Annotated in this window: 11 protein-coding genes; 5 read left to right on the top strand and 6 right to left on the bottom strand. The window is 44.7% G+C overall.

Annotated features, from left to right (window positions below; genetic code table 11):
• Nucleotides 1-46: 46 nt before the first annotated feature.
• Entirely contained in the window at nt 47-532 is a 486-nt protein-coding gene (locus GVN20_RS19495) for a hypothetical protein (protein WP_166559959.1), read from the bottom strand.
• Between the two features lie 183 nt (nt 533-715).
• Nucleotides 716-2,563 carry an ATP-binding protein gene (locus GVN20_RS19490; RefSeq protein WP_166559958.1) on the bottom strand — a complete coding sequence of 616 codons (1,848 nt, stop codon included), beginning with the start codon at nt 2,561-2,563 and terminating at the stop codon, nt 716-718.
• A gap of 344 nt (nt 2,564-2,907) precedes the next feature.
• Between GVN20_RS19490 and GVN20_RS19485 the strand changes: the two genes are divergently transcribed.
• On the top strand, nt 2,908-3,321 hold the full coding sequence (locus GVN20_RS19485; protein ID WP_166559957.1) for a transposase family protein: 414 nt from the start codon (nt 2,908-2,910) through the stop codon (nt 3,319-3,321).
• Between the two features lie 58 nt (nt 3,322-3,379).
• On the opposite strand, the gene GVN20_RS19480 is transcribed toward GVN20_RS19485, so the two are convergent.
• Entirely contained in the window at nt 3,380-4,096 is a 717-nt protein-coding gene (locus GVN20_RS19480) for a LytTR family DNA-binding domain-containing protein (protein ID WP_166559956.1), read from the bottom strand.
• Between the two features lie 439 nt (nt 4,097-4,535).
• Here GVN20_RS19480 and GVN20_RS19475 point away from each other — a divergent pair, with 439 nt between their 5' ends.
• From GVN20_RS19475 to GVN20_RS19465, 3 genes are all read left to right on the top strand, one after another.
• Nucleotides 4,536-5,063 (top strand): ATP-binding protein, encoded by a 528-nt coding sequence (locus GVN20_RS19475; protein WP_166559955.1) that lies wholly within the window; start codon nt 4,536-4,538, stop codon nt 5,061-5,063.
• 136 nt (nt 5,064-5,199) lie between these two features.
• Complete coding sequence (locus tag GVN20_RS19470) at nt 5,200-6,063, top strand: SMP-30/gluconolactonase/LRE family protein (protein ID WP_229599130.1); 864 nt, start codon at nt 5,200-5,202, stop codon at nt 6,061-6,063.
• A 164-nt stretch (nt 6,064-6,227) separates the two neighbouring features.
• A complete protein-coding gene (locus GVN20_RS19465) occupies nt 6,228-7,595 on the top strand; it encodes a Gfo/Idh/MocA family protein (protein ID WP_166559953.1) in 1,368 nt (455 codons plus the stop codon).
• Between the two features lie 53 nt (nt 7,596-7,648).
• On the opposite strand, the gene GVN20_RS19460 is transcribed toward GVN20_RS19465, so the two are convergent.
• The 3 genes from GVN20_RS19460 to tsaD form a co-directional block, all read right to left on the bottom strand.
• The gene (locus tag GVN20_RS19460) at nt 7,649-12,025 is read right to left on the bottom strand and encodes a PAS domain S-box protein (RefSeq protein ID WP_166559952.1); all 4,377 of its coding nucleotides are present in this window, start codon (nt 12,023-12,025) and stop codon (nt 7,649-7,651) included.
• A gap of 397 nt (nt 12,026-12,422) precedes the next feature.
• The gene (locus tag GVN20_RS19455; RefSeq protein WP_166559951.1) at nt 12,423-12,686 is read right to left on the bottom strand and encodes a hypothetical protein; all 264 of its coding nucleotides are present in this window, start codon (nt 12,684-12,686) and stop codon (nt 12,423-12,425) included.
• A 727-nt stretch (nt 12,687-13,413) separates the two neighbouring features.
• A complete protein-coding gene (gene tsaD / locus GVN20_RS19450) occupies nt 13,414-14,415 on the bottom strand; it encodes a tRNA (adenosine(37)-N6)-threonylcarbamoyltransferase complex transferase subunit TsaD (protein ID WP_166559950.1) in 1,002 nt (333 codons plus the stop codon).
• A 95-nt stretch (nt 14,416-14,510) separates the two neighbouring features.
• Here tsaD and GVN20_RS19445 point away from each other — a divergent pair.
• Nucleotides 14,511-19,026 (top strand): translocation/assembly module TamB domain-containing protein (locus GVN20_RS19445; protein ID WP_166559949.1); only part of this gene is annotated, 4,516 nt, incomplete at its 3' end.

Below are 19,026 nucleotides of genomic sequence, written 5' to 3'. Positions count from 1 at the left end.
GCACCTCGCAGGGCACGGCTTCCTACACTCCAATTACAAACGGGCGCTAGACCGCTTTCCAGGTCATCACTATTTTTACGGGTTCTCCATCCTCTTCTTCTTCAATCTCCACTTTCAGGAGTTTTGAGGAAGCCTCTACTACTTTCCACTCCGAGATGTCATTTTTATCGTCACCGTCTACGATGCGGAGCATTTTGGTTTGTTCATTGTAAGTCCATGCACTTGGATTTCCTCCTGCAGGGTCATCGTCGTCGCAGCGCTTGGCGCCGTTTTCTCCTCCAAGTCGGCCTCCTTTTTCAAAAATAATGATGTTGTCTTTATCACAATCACGCAATAAAAACATCAAATCAGGGTCGAGTTTACCATCACCGTCAAAGTCCACGGCGGGATCCATGATGAAGGAAGAAAGCATAAGGCGTTTGCCAACAAAAGGCAATCCATTGGCTCCAGGCTCCACTTCGATGTCATTTTTTTTGCACCCAGACACAGTCATGAGTAGGATGGCCATTGCAGCCACCACAAAAGAGTTCATTCGTTTCACAGCGTTTTGTTTTTTTATTTTTAAAATGGTTGTAACTGTATATCAGCAAAGCCTAAACACGCCCCGTTGACGCCGTAAATATTGCCCCTAAGAGGGCGCACAACCAATTTAAAACCGACTGAAGTGTCATTTTGGGCAACTGAACTGGCAAAAGAAGTACCGATAAACGTTAGTTCAGTGTCTCAACTCAAGCGTAAAAATTGTTCCTTGGTTCAACTCGCTTACTACCGATAATGTACCTTGGTTGGCCCCCACGAGCTCTTTCACCAAAACCAGCCCTACGCCAGTACCCTGTTCGCGGGCCGTACCCATTTGGGATGTTGTTTTGTTGAGTTGAAACAAATTTTGAAGCCGCTCTTCCGACATTCCCACGCCCGTGTCTTCTATCACAAACTGGTGCATGTCCTTTTCTTTAGAATAACTGAGCCTGATTTTACCACCCGAATGGGTAAACTTAAGGGCATTCTGCAGCAAATTCCTAAAAATAACGGCGGCGTGGTTTCGGTCAATCATTATTTGAACATTGGCAGAAATATCATTGACGATTTGAATATTTTTGGTTTGGGCCATAGGCAGCAGCAACTCAATTTCATCTTCAATAATGGACGCCATGTCAGTGGTCTCCCGCTTGGGACGAATACCCCGCATTTGAGAGAGAGACCAATTCAATACATTATCGAGCATGGTGTGAACATTATTGAGCTGAACGGTCAGGTTTTTGGTCGAATCCGCAAATTCAGCCTGCGTCAATACCCCCCAATCGGTAAGCATCAGATAATTTTTGAGTCCTGCCACAGGCGACCGTAAATCATGCGATAAAATGGCAAAAAGTTTGTCTTTTGTGGTATTGAGTGCCGTTAGTTCCGTTTTTTGGCGTTCGATACGCTGATTGTTTCTTTGCAAAACCACCACAAAACTGATCAGCAGCACCGCCACCACCGCCGCCGCAATGAGCACAATCTGCTGTTCGCGCTTTTGTTTGGCCAGAAGGGTTATTTCCCTCTCTTTCTTTTCTAAATCATAGGCCGATTTCAGTTGAGTCATTTGGAGCTGACTGTCGCGGGTTTGTCTTTTCTGCGCCAACCACAGCCGAATTTCCGTGAGTTCATTGGCCACGCGAAATGCTTTTTCAAAAGACCTTTGCTCAGCGTACAAATCCTTTAAATTCCGAAAAATGAAATACAGATGAAAGGTATCTACCTTTGGTTTTTGTTTTTCATACGCCAATACTTTCTCAAAAATAGCCTCGGCTTGAGTGTATTTTTCGAGCTTGGTTTCGAGCCTTCCAAGGTCGTTCATGTACACAAAATACCCTTTGGTTTGTTTCAGCTGTTCTTTATAAGCGTAGAGCATTTTAGCAAACGACCGGGCTTCGGCCCGTTTGTTTTGTTTTTCGAGCATATCACAATAATCCAAACCACTCGAAAGCCAGCAGTCGATGTCGTGCTCCTTGCAAACGTCCATGGCTTTTAATATAAACTTGGCAGCCTCCTCGTATTTTTCTCGATTCTGGTATACATTAGAAATCACTTCGTAGGTGTCCATGATAGTCCGCCAATCTTTCGACTTTTGGGCGTAGGTCACTGCTTCTTCAAAAAAATCATGGGGGTTTCCGATACCTTGGTGCATGGCAATGACCCCTAGCAATTGATAGCTTTTGGCCAAATACACGTAATCTTTGTTATTTTGAGCAATAGTCACTGCTTTTTTTAGCCATTGCATGGCCAAATTCTCATTCTGTTGATAATACAAATAACTAAACCCCAACCCGTACATTGCTCGCGCGGTGGCATATAAATCTTTACCCTGTTGGGCCAACGTAAGTGATTGGTTCAAAAAATAAAAAGCAGAGTCGAGATTTTGCTCCCCATAGTGCCGCCCCAATTCGTAAAATAATCGACTACGGCTGCTGTCGGCACGGGCAGTGGCGGCTTGTTTTCGGAGCGCTGGAATCAAACCCTGGGCTTGGACAACTCCGTAAAACAAACTACACACTAAAACAAAAACACAATTGTTTTTCATCAACGTTTTTAAAAATTAAGCACCCTTATAATACCAACCTTGAATTGTCCTAAAAAACATGGGACAATGAGTTGATAATTATTAAACTTAGACCTCCAAACACCTTCCATTTTACGTAAAATTTACACCTCTTTAAATACAAAACAAGCCCATTCGCCAACTTCAATGTTTTTAATTTTAAAATAGGGTTTGGTATACATATTTTTAAACAAAAAATATGGTTTTTTGCCGCTGAGCTAATGCCCGTACTTAACCAATCAAGTAACATGCTTGGTTGTTTTTAGGTCTTTACTTCCAAGACCGTTTTTCTCAACACTTCATTTTAAATTAAAAGATTCAGCCACATGCCCGACTTTTCTCCTTGGCGCTATTGCAACTTACAAAACAATGAGTCGATGCTGCGTCGTCTTACTGGATTAAACCGACGCCAATTTGAATCACTCCATCCATTTTTTGAAAACAGCCTGAATAGCTATTTTAATGAATTTACGCTAGAAGGCACTCCCCGAAATCGTCGCCCGTTTGTTCATGGCAACGCCATCTTTACCGACACCCGCGACTCACTTTTTTTTATTTTGGCGTATGTCAATGGCAATGTGCGGCAGGCTCAATTGGCCGATTTTTTCGGCATCGACCAACCCAAAGTCAGTAAGTACATAAAAATCCTGCGCCCTATCTTATCTCAAGCCATCAAAGCCAACCCAGATTCTCTCTCTAAATACAAAAAAGAGCTTCTGTTTAATAAAATACACAAATAACAAATGTAGCATGTTTCTGGAAGAAAGAACAGCGTTTATCCAACCCCGAAAGCCTGCTCTAACTGCTCCTACTGATCAAATATCCTTCAATGTGCTTGCGGTTGATTTGCGTGCGGTATTGGTCTCCGATGGGTATGAATTCACCCGAGTTAAGCACGATATCATTTTTAGTAATGCTCTTAATGGCACCTCGATAGACCAAATATGAACGATGAACCCTCAAAAATGCGTCACCTTTAAGTTGTTCTTCCATTTTGGTAATCGAAATAATCGGCAGGTAATTTTTTTGTTTGGTCACGATTTGCAGAAAATTGTCTTGCGCTTTCATGTAGAGCACATCATCGTAAGCAATCTGCTCATAGTTTAGGTTTTCCCGCACGAAAAAATAGGGGGAGACAAAGGCAGTTTCGGGCAAAACTGCCAAGCGCTGCCGCACTTTTTCGATGCTTTGCAAAAAACGATCCAAGTCAATGGGCTTCAACAGAAAATCAACAGGTGATACATCGTAGCAATCCAAGGCATAATCGCGGTGGGCAGTCACAAAAATAACACAGGGCGCATAGCGGATACTTTTTATAAAATCAAGCCCCGACATTTCGGGCATTTCTATATCACAAATCAATAAATCCACCTCTTTTTCGGCCATTTTGGCGTAGCCTTCCATCACCGAACCACACACCCCTACCAGTTCGAGAAGGGGATTCATCTGCACAAATTTGCCCAAGATTTTTTGCCAATTGATGTCATCATCAATAATTAACGTGTTTATTTTCATAGCTTACTAGAACGAATAAATACGAGACTGTTTGCTTTTCATTTACCATTATTAAGGATTCACATACCAAAAATAGTCATTCATCCATTTTCTATTTTTGAGCTTTGTCCAAAGTACCTCTAGTTATATCTTTGCATATCCTTTAATAATCCAACTTGATGGTATAAATACCAGATTAGGATGTACAAAACTAGCAAACGTCTGCAAAAAACATACTTTACCTTACTCTTTTTTATAGCATTTTACCCTACTCTTTTTAAACATTTACATTATTTCACTAGTGTCTGGGCATCTTTTCAGGGCACTATTCATTTGATAAAGGTTTTTTGAGAATGTTCCGTTACCCCAATCAAAAAATGTATTTTTGATTAGGGTAATTTTGCTTTTGAAATAATATTGATTTCGTAAGAAGCCCCTTCTGAAAAAAGTGCTCGCTAGTATGTTAAATCGGAAGTACCTTTGGCTCATGCGACACATCATCAACCTCATCGGGCCACCTGCGGCGGGGAAAAGCACCGTCATTCAGGAATTGAAACGACTTCTTCCGTTTTATGAGGTACTGGCGATTGATGATTTTCGCCAACGATTGAAAGTTACCACGCCCGAAGAAGAAAATACCGCGTGGAATCAACTTTGGATGGCCGCCCTAAAAGCCGACTACTGCATCCTCGAAAGCACTGGTACATCGCCCCAACTGAGCATGATGCTCGACCGCCTTTGGCGGGCGCCAGGTACCAATATTTTGACGGTGGCGCTGTTGGCATCTCCCCGCACCTGCCGCCAACGCGACACCCAACGCCTGCGCGAAGGACACCAATCTTTTCCCCTACTTTCCGAACCTAGGGGGCAGCGTTGGAAACCCCTTTCTGAGCTATCAGTTTCGATGAGTTTAGAGGCCGATAAACTGCCGGCGGCCCAACTCGCCGCTCTGCTCCACGACCAACTCCCACCCGATTTCATTGATTAATTTCTTTTTTTGTTATTGAAGAGTGTATTGAGAAAGAAGTAGAAATGGCCATAAAACGCATTTATACTTGCGTTGTATAACTCCCAATGCTATGACTCGTTGTCCCAAAACTTTCTTTCTATTCTCTGTCTTACTGATGCCACTTTCATCCGCCCATAGCCAATCAACCGACTCCCCTAAATTGGTGGCGGAAGGCGCCACAATTCAATTGGTTTCGGAGCAGTTTGCTTTTACCGAAGGGCCAGCGGTCGATAAAAAAGGAAATATCTTTTTTACTGACCAACCCAACGATAAAATCTGGAAATACGACACCGACGGAAAATTATCCCTCTTCATGGATAAAGCAGGGCGCTCCAATGGGCTTTTTGTTGACAAAAAAGGGAACATTATTTCGTGTGCCGACGCAAACAACCAGCTGTGGTCCATTAGTCCGAAAGGAAAAATAACCGTGCTATTGGATGGCCATCAGGGGCTAAAATTCAACGGTCCCAATGATTTATGGCTCGACGCAAAGGGCGGCATATATTTCACCGACCCGTACTATCAGCGCGACTACTGGACCCGTAAAAAGCCCGAAATTGATGGTCAAAAAGTATACTATTTGCCCAAGGGAAAAAAAGAAGCCGTGATTGTGGACGATGCGTTGGTACAACCCAACGGAATCGTCGGAACACCCGACGGCAAGTACCTCTACGTAGCCGACATACGGGCCAGCAAAACCTACAAATACCAAATCAACGATGATGGTACACTCTCCAATCGCCAATTGCACCTTTCGCAAGGCTCCGACGGAATGACCCTCGACAATCGTGGCAACCTCTACATCACCGGAAAAGGGGTGACTGTATATGACCCCACCGGAAAGAAAATAGAAAGCATTGCTGTGCCAGCGGGCTGGACGGCCAATGTTTGTTTTGGCGGCAAAAACCGTGATGTATTGTTTATTACCGCCTCTAAGGCCGTTTTCACCCTCCAAATGCAGGTAAAAGGGGTTGAATAACTTTTCGTCAGGTTTTTCGTCCCAAAAAACCTGACGAAACCACTAAAAAATAGTACCGGTGAAAATCATGGCGGATAAAAAAGTATTTGCCGCATGGAAGCCACTTTTAGAAGAGTAATACTACTAAACCGCGACGGCTGTCGCACGAAAACCTTTAATTTCTAATGGATAATTTTCACATCAACCGTCGACGTTTCTTACTCGGAACCTCTGCTTCTTTGGCCCTTACGGCAGTCAATGCTAAAGGAGTGACGAACCTAAAATTAGCAAAAACTTACCGCGTAGCGTTGATTGGTACGGGCTGGTACGGCAAAAGCGATTTGTTTAGGCTCATTCAGGTTGCTTCCGTCGATGTCGTTGCGCTTTGCGACGTGGATAAAAATATGCTAGAAGCCGCTGGAAAACTCGTGAGCCAACGTCAAAAATCAGGAAAAGTACCCAAGCTGTACGGTGATTATAAAAAAATGCTAGCCGAAAATCAGTTGGATATTGTACTCATCGGTACTCCTGATCACTGGCACGCCCTCCAAACCATCGACGCGCTGAAAGCAGGCGCGCACGTATACGTGCAAAAACCCATCAGCGTTGATGTAATGGAAGGAGAAGCCATGGTGGCAGCGGCCCGCAAATACGGTAAAGTAGTACAAGTAGGAACACAACGCAAAAGCACTCCTCACCTCATCGACGCCAAAAAGAACATCGTTGATGCTGGGTTGTTGGGCAAAATATCGCACGTTGAAATGTGTTGCTATTTTCATATGCGCAACAACGGTAATCCGCCGACCGAACCCGTACCCGCGTTTTTGGATTATGAATCATGGACTGGCCCCGCCCCTATGCGGCCTTACGACGGCCTGCCGCACATCCGTTGGTGGCGTACCTTTACTGAGTACGGCAACGGCATCACGGGCGATATGTGCGTCCATATGTTTGACACCGTTCGCTGGATGCTAAAATTAGGATGGCCTACCAGAATATCATCTCAGGGCGGTATTTATGTACAGAAAGAAGGCAAATCCAATATCTCAGATACACAATCGGCAGTCTTTGAATATCCCGAACTCAACTGTGTGTGGCAACACCGTACTTGGGGCACGCCCAACAACCCAGCCTATCCGTGGTCGTTTACGCTTTATGGTGACAAAGGCACCCTCTGGGGAAGCACTATGGCGTACGATTTTATCCCGCATGGAAAAGGCGAGAAAATCCACAAAGATGTGGTGTATGAAAAAGAAAAATACCCAGAAGATAACACCGAAGAGCGTATTGAACTAAACGCTGCCCCCGCTACACGCCTACACATGCTTGACTTTATAGCGGCCATCGAAAACGGTGGCCGACCAGTAGCCGACATTGAAGAAGGGCATATTTCTACCGCAAGCTGTATTTTGGCCAACATTTCCATGAAGGTAGGACGCCCCTTGGTGTATGACCCCAAGAAACGAGAAATCGTGGGTGATCGCGAAGCCAACAGCCTCCTGAGTCGGCCTTATCGTCAGCCGTACAAACACCCCGACCCAGCCAAAGTCTAACCCGACGAAATAGTCATAGTTTTGGAGTTACGAATGAAGGGTGGGGCCATGCCTCACCCTTCATTCGTAATCATAACGTCAGTAATCAGTTGTTTGACCACCAGAACCTCGTCTTGGGTTTGGAGCAACAACCTCGCCACCACCTCAGGATTAAATTCGGTCAGCAGTTCTATTTCTCTAGCTAGCTCGGCCAATGCCAACGTACCCGCCGTTACCGCAGTTCCGTACAACTTATGTCCAATTTTTTTGAGTCCAACAAGATTTTTCTTATCGGCTTCTTCAAGAAGCGCATTGCATGACTTCTCTAATTCACTGATTGTCAAACCCAAAAACTCTTCCAATATTTCATTGTCATCACCCACGTATGACTTTATGGTTTCAACATTAAAATGAATACGGGCATCCTGAGCAGAACCTTCTCCTACCTTTTCGCCTTTTTTGCGGACTCCGCCCGTCCACTTTTCAAACAAAACAATGATTGCTTCTTCAACAAAAGGTTTGGCTATAAAATCATCCATCCCTGCCTCCAGACACTTCTCTTTCTCGCCTTTCAGATTTCCTGCCGTCACCGCAATAATGGGAATGTGGGCTTCTTGCTGCAACTCTCTGATTTTCTGTGTGGCTTCATAGCCGTTCATTTCGGGCATCTGAACATCCATAAATACAATATCGGGCATGTCTGTCCGACAGAAATTCAAAGCTTCATTTCCATTTATGGCTTCAATAATCACCGCATTGGGCGCGGCTCGTCGAATGATGGTCTTTGCCAGCAGCATATTGACGGGATTATCTTCGGCAATCAAGACGCGAATGACCTCTTTTTCGTGTGCAGGCTCGGCCGCTGGAGCAGTCTCCGACACCACGGGTGCCGTTTCGGTTTTTCGATGTAAACGCGAAAGGGTATCGTACATATCTTGCATCTTGATGGGTTTCACCAACCGCTGATTCACCATCAGTTCTTCACAGCCTTTGATGATGGTACCATCATCGGAAGAGCTATGTAGAAGAATAACGGGCTGCTCCTCAGGAAGTTTATTGAAACTATTTCTTATTTTTCGAATTGTTTCCAGCCCATCCATGTAAGGCATGTGATAATCCATCATGATTACATCAAACCTCTTACCTTGAGCCAGCAGCTGAAGCGCCTCAAAACCGTTTTGGGCTTCTTCAGAATTGATTTGTTTCAACAAAAGCATTTGCCTCAAAATCACCCGGTTATTGTCGTTATCATCCACAATAAGGACATTTTTGACCAAGTCAAGATTTTCCCAGTTGATAGACTCACCAGGCTCCGTTTTTAGGATCAAATCAAAATAGAATGTACAACCTTGGCCGGGTGTGCTTATTAATTGAAGTTGACTGCCCATCAACCCCAACAATTTGTTGGAAATGGCTAATCCCAATCCAGTACCGCCGTATTTTTTGGTGGTGGAGGCATCTTCCTGCGAAAAGGCCTCAAATATTTTCTCTTGCTTTTCGGGCTTAATCCCAATGCCCGTATCGCGCACCTCAAACCGTAGCGTTACCTCTTCTTGGGTTACGTCGGTTAGGGGTTCAATTTTCAGCTCCACTTCCCCTTCTTTGGTAAATTTAACGGCGTTGCTCAGCAGATTCACCAGTACCTGTTTTAGTCGTACTTCGTCAACCCAAATAAAGCGGGGAAGGTCTAACGAAATATTCAACAACATCTCCAATCCTTTACTTTGGGCCTGATAGGTAATGATGTCGGCCGTTTGGCTACCGATTTCGAAGAGGTCGCATTTGTCAATGTCAAGTTCCAGCTTTCCAGCCTCTATTTTTGAGAAATCAAGAATATCATTGATAATCGACAACAACGAGTTGGCTGATTGATTGACAATCGAAAGGTACTGTTGCTGGGTTTCGTTGAGTGTTGTTTTGAGTAATAAATCGGTAAAACCAATGACCCCATTAAGCGGCGTCCGGATTTCATGGCTCATATTGGCCAAAAATTCCGACTTTGCCACGCTTCCCTGCTCTGCTTGCCATTTGGCTTTTTTCAATTCTTCCCGTTGTAGGCATATCTCGGTAATATCTTGGGTAAACATCATGAGTCCGCCCACCGAGCCATCAAACTGATACCACGGCCGCACCTCCCAACGCAAAAACTGGTCGTGGTCCCATCCTTCGGGCCGCCATTGATCTTCATCATTCTTTTCTACCGCTCCCAAAAGACAGCGGCTGTGTATGTCTTTCCACTCTTGCGATATATTTGAAAAAACCTCGTAGTGACTCAATCCCACCACATTCCGACCGTTTAGTTGATACTCTTCCATCCAACGGTTGCTCACGGCAATGTAACGAATATCTCTATCAAACATGGCTACCGCCGCTGGTGCGTGCTCCACAAACGCAAGCAGTCGGGCTTTTTCGATAAATAGGGCTTGCTCGGTTTTTTTACGGTCGGTGATGTCAATAGCGACGCCCAGAAAACCAATGACGATTCCCTCATTGTCGCGGATAGGATGAACGACCAAAGAAACCTGGATTCGTGTACCATCTTTTTTGATATACGTCCACTCTCTTTGCTCAGAGCCCTCCAGTTCGGCTTTATGAACAAACGTCCTGAACCCTTTAATGGTCTGTCCGTACTCAAGGCTCAATTGTTCACCACGCCGCTGAACTTCCTCCAAATCATGGATGATGGAGGGGTCTTGCTTACCAATAAGCTCTTCTGCCTGATAGCCTAGCATTCGTTCGGCACCCGTATTGAAGAGCGTAATCATTCCGTTGACATCCGTTGCAATAATACCCACCTCCAACGCCGACTGGAGTACATCATTGAGGAGCTTTTGGGAACGTTTGGTTTCGATAAGGGCTTTTTTCTGAACATCAACGTCCTGAAACGTTCCGAATATCCGTCGGCATTTCCCATTTTCAAAATCAGCATTCCCCAATGTCCTGACCCAACGCTCGTTGCCCTTGGCAGTAATGATTTGCAATTCGAGGTCGTAGGAAGTTCCCGTTTCAACTGCTTTCGTAAATGCCTCGATGATTTTAGTTCGATTAATCCCCTCCTTATAAAAATTGATTGCCGTGGTTACATCAGGCTCAAAGTCGGGGCTTACTTCATGGATTTCTTTGGTAACATCCGACCAGAATATTTTATTTTTCACCAAATCAAGCTCCCAACCACCCACTCGGGCTATTTGGTTGGTTTGTTCGAGCATTTCTGTGGTTTGTTTTAAATCTACTTCCAATTGATGCCTTTTGGTGATGTCAAGTGCATTGCCAATCACATAATACTCACCATCTGCGCCTTTCTCCCGGATGTTATTAAATATCCATATTCTCAGCGAGCCGTTTTTGTCCAGCGTATGCATCAATCCATTGGATTTTCCGTCCTTTGCAATGGTTTGGAGGTAGCTTGTCAGGGCTTCTTGGGCATTTTTTGGCACAATATCATACAGGCTCATGCTTTGGATTTCGGCTACTGTATAACCCAAAATACCCGCCCCCGCTTCATTGACCGAGATAAAATTACCTTTTAGGTCATGGGTGCACATCAACCCTTGCGAATTCTCAAAAAATGCTCTGAACCGGTCTTCACTAAGTTTGAGTTTTAATTCCTTTTCTTTTTCCGCCGAAACATCCCTCGCGATGGCAAAAATACTTTCGGTAGAAAGTTCGGGCGTAGCAGCCCATTCCAAGTGTTTGTAGTTTCCCTCTTTGGTCCTAAATCGATAGCTAAAACTCCCCGTCATTTCTCCTTGCGCCAATTTAGCTAATTGAGCTTGTGCGGTTTCTATATCGTCGGGGTGAACAAATTCAACAAAAGGAGTTTCTAACAGGTAGCGATCATCCCAGCCAAGTACTTGTTGAAAAGCGGGATTAACCCGTTTGAAATAGCCATCTGTGCCCGCTACGCAAATCAGGTCGTTGGAAGAGTTAAAAAGTTTTTCAAAATGCGCCTGTTCTTCCCTGTTTCGTCGCTCCACAATCAATGAAATCGCAACCTCGGCCAACAATTGCAGAGACCGTTGCTGTTTTTCAGTAAGTTTCCCAGGGTGATCATCAATTACACAAAGCGACCCCAAAGCATAACCATTGGGGTCTGTCAGTGGATATCCAGCATAAAAACGAATGTTGGGATCGGAGGTTACTAGAGAATTATCTTTAAAACGCTCATCCAGTGTTGCATCCTCGACTTCAAAAATCTCAGTACCCATGATAGCATACTGACAAAAAGCTAGACTTCTATCCGTTTCGGTTACGCCAAGACCAGTCCTAGCCTTAAACCACTGTCGGTCTTCGTCAATTAACGAAACAAGCGATATAGAAGTACCGCATATCATAGAGGCCAACTCGGTGAGCCGGTCAAATTCAGCTTCGGGTAGTGTATCTAAGATTCGATAATTCTTAAGTGCTTTTAATCGTTCACTCTCGTTTAAGGGTACTGGTAAGTTCTCCATTTATGGTTTTTGAGTTCTCGCAAGTTAGATTTCATTATCAAGAGCTGGGGCACAGCCAGACTGATTGATATTATTCCAAGAAACAATTTGAATTAAAAAAGAGCCAATCTAAAAATGATGGGAAGGCACATTTTCAAATATACTGATTACACCCCATGATAATGGGTGGCCAGACAAAAGTAATGACAAGAAGATATATTTCTAATAAGTTTCCTGAAAAAATTGTGTCAGGTTACTGACCAACTTTTGTTTAACAAACTATCTTGAAACCTACATTAGCTATCATCAACTCGTTAACGACCATACCACCAATACCCAAAGAATGATTCACCTGACTAGGTAAAAAAATGTAGTTTATAGATGTGATCTTTTAGGCTCCCCCTTAGGTTTTACCTTATTAGTCTAAAAACAAGCAGCCTGCCAGAAAAGCTTTTATTAATAATTTATGACTTTTAGGGCTCGTCAAGGCATCTTTTTCCAGTACACAATATACATCCTGAAAGGGAAGTTTTCCTTCTTCAATGTATTGATGCGCAACGGGGTTTTGTTGATTATCTTTCAACACCCAAACGTCTTTTCCAGACAAATTACCCCGATTTACAGCATGACTCCCGTATTTTAATAAATCGGTAATTGGCAAACAAACAAATTCATTTTTCATAACAAGTTGAGAATTATACGTATAATTTTTCTTTAACCCGAACGCGCCTATAATAGGACATAACTAATGAACTAAAATTAGTATATTAAACGCAATAATTTATCAAGTTATCAAAATTTAAGTTTGAAGTTATGTCAGGAAAATATCCTGACCATCAAAAACTTACCCTAAAATTACACTTCAAACATTCTATTATTCCATCGTACCTACCTATCCAAAATACTGTCAAGCCATTGCTTTAAAACATTGTATTCAAGCAAATTTTAAATATTTACTCAAACCAACAAATAGTCTCTATACCATGCTTCTTACGTCTTTCCCCCTCATAAGCTTTTTATTTGTACTCAATGTATACCACACTGAAACAGTTTTTTTGAAAACAATACCAACCTAACTCTATACTATATACGTTAACCAATTTGTATATTAATATTCAAGCCATCGCGAGCATTTGCCTTATCTAACGCTGCCCCAAACAACATTACAAAAAGCATAATATACCCAAACATCAATCTTTTTCTTTGCCCTTATTTTGTAGCCTTATTTGATTAAAAAAATTGTGCACAAAAAACCCCGCAGTGATTATAAACTGCGGGGTTTTCAACTAATTGTACATAGACAAGAAGTAAACTCAAGTCTTGCCGTACTAACGCTGTACCATTCGATTTCTTGCCTAAGGCCCATTAAAATTGATTTCTCTCCCCGAAAAAAAGTTGCTAAAAATGGGCTAAAATGCCATTCTTGGCATCGGACTGATGGTTTGTTCAGAAAATTCTCCTTTTAAATATTTAAAGTGGGCTGCCATGGCAATCATGGCAGCGTTGTCGGTGCAGTACTCAAAACGAGGGATGTATACATTCCAATGCTCTTTCTGCCCTGTTTCGAGCAATGCATTACGCAGGCCCGAATTGGCCGAAACTCCTCCCGCAATGGCAATTTCCGAAATCCCCGTTTGTTTAGCGGCCTTGCGCAGTTTTTGCAACAGCATTTTGATTAAGGTATGCTGCACACTCGCACAAATGTCGGCCATGTTTTCTTCCACAAATTGCGGGTTATTTTTCACTTTATTTTGCAAAAAATACAAAATGGAGGTCTTGATTCCGCTGAAGGAAAAATTGAGCCCAGGCATTTCAGACAAAGGAAACGGAAACGCGAGTGGGTTTCCCTGTTGGGCATATTTATCCACCAATGGCCCGCCCGGATAGGGAAGATTGAGCAGCTTTGCGGTTTTATCAAAAGCCTCCCCCACGGCGTCGTCTTGCGTTTCGCCGATGATTTCCATGTCGAGTGCGTCACGTACCAACACAATTTGGGTGTGTCCTCCGCTCACGGTCAAACACAAAAACGGAAAGACAGGACAAGGCGCTTCAATGAAATGCGCCAGCACATGCGCCTGCATGTGGTGTACTTCAATCAAGGGCACTTTTAGCCCCAAAGCCAGGGCTTTGGCAAAAGAAGCACCGACCAATAATGCCCCCAAAAGCCCTGGGCCGCGCGTAAAAGCGATGGCATTAAGGTCTTTTTTGCTTACTTTTGCATCTTCAAGTGCTTTTTCGACCACTGGCAGGATGTGCTGCTGGTGCGCGCGGGAGGCGAGTTCGGGCACGACTCCGCCGTATTTTTGATGAATCACCTGCGTGGCTACAATGTTGGAGCGTAGTTGTCCGTTAGAAATTACGGCCGCCGAGGTTTCATCACACGAAGATTCTATGGCTAATATAGTTGTCATTTCGCTTGAATATTTGTTAATTGTTATCTGTTAAGGGTTAAGTGTGAATGGGTTATTCATAAAAAAGCTTTTAACTGACTATCCGCAGCGCGGCCATGAAACGTTTCCTCTGGTACATAGGCAATGCCATTTTTATCCTGCTTGTCGCGGTTATGCTGCTGACAGAAGTAGTGATATTGGGCATCCAGTTTCCAGCAATACAAACCGAAGTGGTCAACCGCGTGGCCAAATGGCTTTCCAAAGAGCTCCAGCACCCCACCTCCGTAGGCCGCGTAAACGTCCAGTGGTTTGATGCCGTTTCGTTGGAAGATGTCACCATTTTGGACCGTAACGGTCGCCCGATGATTGATGTAGCCCGCATTGATATTAATCACGATTTTTGGTCCCTTATTTTCAGCAAAGGTAAGAAGACTTTTGGCACCACCCTCGACGAAGCCACACTTTACAAACCTTCGGTATGGCTCGTAAAGAATCCTAAAACGGGAGAATTAAACCTTGATGCATTCATTGCCCGCATTGAAGAGCTAACGGCCAACCCCAATGCCCCTGGCGTAAAAGATCAAAACGTACCTTTTGTCATCAAACAGGTTCACCTCATCGACGGCTCTTTTCGGTGGGACGACCCACGCGAAAAACCAATGCAGGGCAAAACCTTTGACTATAACCACTTTACCCTCAAAAGTATCAACGGAGAAGCCAAGAATTTTCTAGTTTTGGGGGACACCATCGCCCTGAAAGTTCAGAACTTACGCACCTTCGATAAACGCACCAACCTCACCATCAAAGAGCTGGACAGCAAAGTGTTGTATTGTCGTACCAAGTTGGAATTGGCCCAATTGTACGCACGCATCGGAAATTCGGTGATTGGCAACTATATTTCTTTCAACTACGATTCGCCCGCCGCTTTTGGCGATTTTAACGAAAAAATCCTGATGCGGGCACACTTAGACAGTACCCGCGTGCGCTCCGAAGATTTGGGCTGGTTTGCCGATTATCTTTTTACCCTCGACGAAACCTGGCACGCCAACGGCAATTTTGTGGGCACGGTCAACAATTTCCGTTTGTCCGAAACAAACTTACGGTTTGGAAAAAATAGCGTGTTGCGCGGCGACATTGGCTTTAAGGGCGTGACCGAGTTTGAAACATCGGTGATGGCCTTTGACCTCCAAAATACCCGCGTTGACGCCGCCGATTTACGCCAATATTACCCCGAAAAATCGTTTAATGACTTGGTTCAGAAATTTGGGGTAGTTGATTTTTCGGGAAAATATAACGGCACTATCGACAAGTTTAAGCTCAACGGCGATTTCAAAACGGCCTTAGGACAAGTGACGGTGAAAGAACTGGAAATGAACCTAGCCGCCAAAATCCCGACCTACACGGCCGACATCAACACGCATAATTTTGACCTAGGCAAGCTAGTTGACGACGACGATTTTTCGGAGATAGACCTCAACGGCAAAATCAGCGGCAAAGGCTTCTCGCTCAAAACCGCCTCTCTCAACCTCAACGGACGCTTGCCACGCTTCCGCTACAATAATTATGACTACCGCAACGTGTTTCTCAACGGAACGCTTCAAAATAAGTTTTTCAAGGGTTCGGTCATCGTCAAAGACTCCAACCTCATTGCGGATGTAGACGGAGCATTTGATTTCTCAAAACCCAAATACGTCTACCACGCCGAGGGGTTTATTCAGCGGGCTGACTTTCGGGCGCTCAAATTCATGAACGACTCGCTCATGATTCATACCGAACTAAACGTGGATTTGGAAGGAAACACGATGGATGAAATCGTGGGACGGGCTAAATTTCTGAATAGCTACGCCACTTTCAAAAAGCGTAACATTGTGGTAGATACCCTCCTGGTTGATTCTCGCCTGACCGATGGCCTCCGTCGTCTGTTTATCTCTTCCGAGTTTTTCAATTTTCAGGCGCAGGGTGTTTTCCAACCTACCAAAGCCGTGGCCGATTTGGCGCAGTTGTTTGATGAATACCAAATGTATTTCTTCGGCGACGAAGGCGCGCGGCTCCAATACTACGAGGACAAAAAGCGCAAGCAGCCTTTTTGGCAACGGTACAGCATTGACTACCGCATCCGCGCAAAAAAAATGGATCAATTGCTGGCCTTTCTCTACCCCGACGGCTACGTATCCAACGGCTCTACGGCCGAGGGGGTGTTTACCGTTGACAATACGTCCATTTTTTCAATGACCGGGCAGTTTGATACCCTCAAAATCGGCAATAACTCCTTTTACAATTCAGAGCTTGACCTCAACACGTCTAAATTTACCAATAGCCCCGAGGTGCTGGCGTCGGCCATTATAAATTCGGAGAAACAACAATTGGTGGGCATTGCCCCCACCGAAAAACTGGCCCTTGAGGCCGCGTGGGAAACCGACCACATCAATTTCAGAAGTAGTCTGCGCCAACAAAACATGTCTAACCGCGCTACACTCAACGGCGAACTTCGGTTTGTGGGCGATTATCTTTATTTACAATTCAGAAAATCGAAACTCCGTTTGCTGGAAGAAGACTGGAACGTAGACCCCAACAATCTCATCACCATCATGGGGCCAAATGTTACGTTGAGCAACGTTAATCTAAAACCCAACGGAAAGGACCAACTCCTAGCGCTGAACGGTGAGATCTCGACCGACTCAACCAAAACACTTTCGTTTGAAACCCGTAACTTTGAACTCACTAACCTAACGCCCCTTATCAACGTCAATCTGGCAGGTACCGTCAACGGAACTGTTACGATGCGGGATTTGTACCGGACGCTAATTTTTGACACCAAGGCCGACGTACAGAAGCTGACCTACAATAATTTTTTGATGGGCAACCTCACCGGCGACGGCGAATGGGACCCCATCGACAAGCACCTCCACGTGGATATTCATCTGGATTCAAAAGCCAAACGTGAACTTTCTATTACTGGCACTTACACCCCCAACCAAGCCAACAACGAATTAGAATTAAGGGCCAATTTCAGCGAAACCAACCTACAACTGCTTGAACCTTTTGCGCGCGGTTTGGTTTCGGATTTGAGCGGACGCGCCGTGGGGGCCGTTTCTATCACAGGCCCTGTCACTGCGCCGGTACTGGATGGAACGGTTGATGTAAAGCAGGGTCGCCTTACATTTGATTACCTCAAAGCGGTGTTTTCCTTTGAAGACAAAGTGTACTTCGGCGAAAGTGACATTCGCGTCCGGAATTTACGCCTGACCGACCCCGAAGGCAATACCGCTACGTTGCGAGGCGGTGTCTACCACGATAGTTTCAACAAGTTCTCGCTGGGTTTTGATGCTGATATGCGTAATTTCAAAATCCTAAATACCACCATTCGAGACAATGAACTGTTTTATGGGAGTGCCTACGCCACGGGGAAAATGGAAATTTTTGGCCCTATAAACAACTTCAAAATCAGCGCGGATTTGACCAGCAATCGGGGCACAAAAATCTACATTCCACTCGACGGTGCCGCCGAAGTAGCATCGGAGGATTTTGTGCAATTTGTCTCTTCGCTGCCCGATACATCCAACAAACAGGCCGCAAATAAAGACAAGATTGTACCAGCCGAAGAAAGCATTATTAAAATGGATTTTCGGTTAAACATGACGCCCGATGCCTATTGCGAAATCCAGTTTGACCGCCAAACGGGCGATGCCATCAAGGCCTACGGACGCGGGTTGATTAACCTTAAAATAGATACGCGCGGCGATTTCAACATGAGCGGTGCCTATGAAATTCAAAACGGGGACTACCTCTTTACCCTCCAAAACGTTATCAATAAGAAATTTCAGATTCAGAAAGGAAGTCGTATTTCGTGGACAGGCGACCCCTACGGTGCCACCCTCGACGTAAAAGCAAACTATACCTCTAGTGCTTTACTTTCACCGCTGTTTCAGACAAGCGGCACCTCCACCAACAACGAACTCAATACCCGGCGCTATCCCGTAGAAGTGATGATTTCGTTAAATGAAAAAATGCTTTCTCCGCAGATTTCGTATGGCTTGAAGTTCAAAGAATACCCTTCTACTTTGTCGTACCAAATCACGGCCGTAGAAGAGCGCCTCAAGCGCGATGAGCAGTATCTGTCGCAGCAGGTAAGTAGTATGCTGCTCTTCGGGCAATTGATTTCCGACCAAAACAACATTTTGTTACAATCGGCCTCGGGACTGACCAACAGCCTCAGCGAGATGGTCACGAGCCAATTGAGCAAATGGGGCTCATCCATCAATGAAAACTTAGAACTCGGCGTTTCGGGACTGAACCTTAACTTTAACGAAGCAAACCCCAACGCCATCAATAACCTTCAATTACGGTTTTCGTACCGATTCCTGAACGACCGTTTCCGCATCACCCGCGATGGGCGACTGTCGTACGGCCAAAACCAATACGATGCCACCAGTTTACTATTAGACTGGACCCTCGAATATTGGCTCACCGACGACGGCAGCCAACGCCTCCGAATGTATAACCGCAACATCCAGAACCAAATCACTGCCAGCGGGCCTAATGCCATTTCGTACGGAGCGAGTTATTTGTTTACCCGCAGTTTCAACAATTTCAGATTCTTCGGCCCAAAAGCATCCCGCCCCGAATCTACCC

The organism is Runella sp. CRIBMP (genome assembly GCF_009905605.1).
GTDB lineage: Bacteria > Bacteroidota > Bacteroidia > Cytophagales > Spirosomataceae > Runella.
The sequence above is the reverse complement of the archived record's forward strand: the minus strand, read 5'-3'. Positions and strand labels throughout refer to the sequence as shown.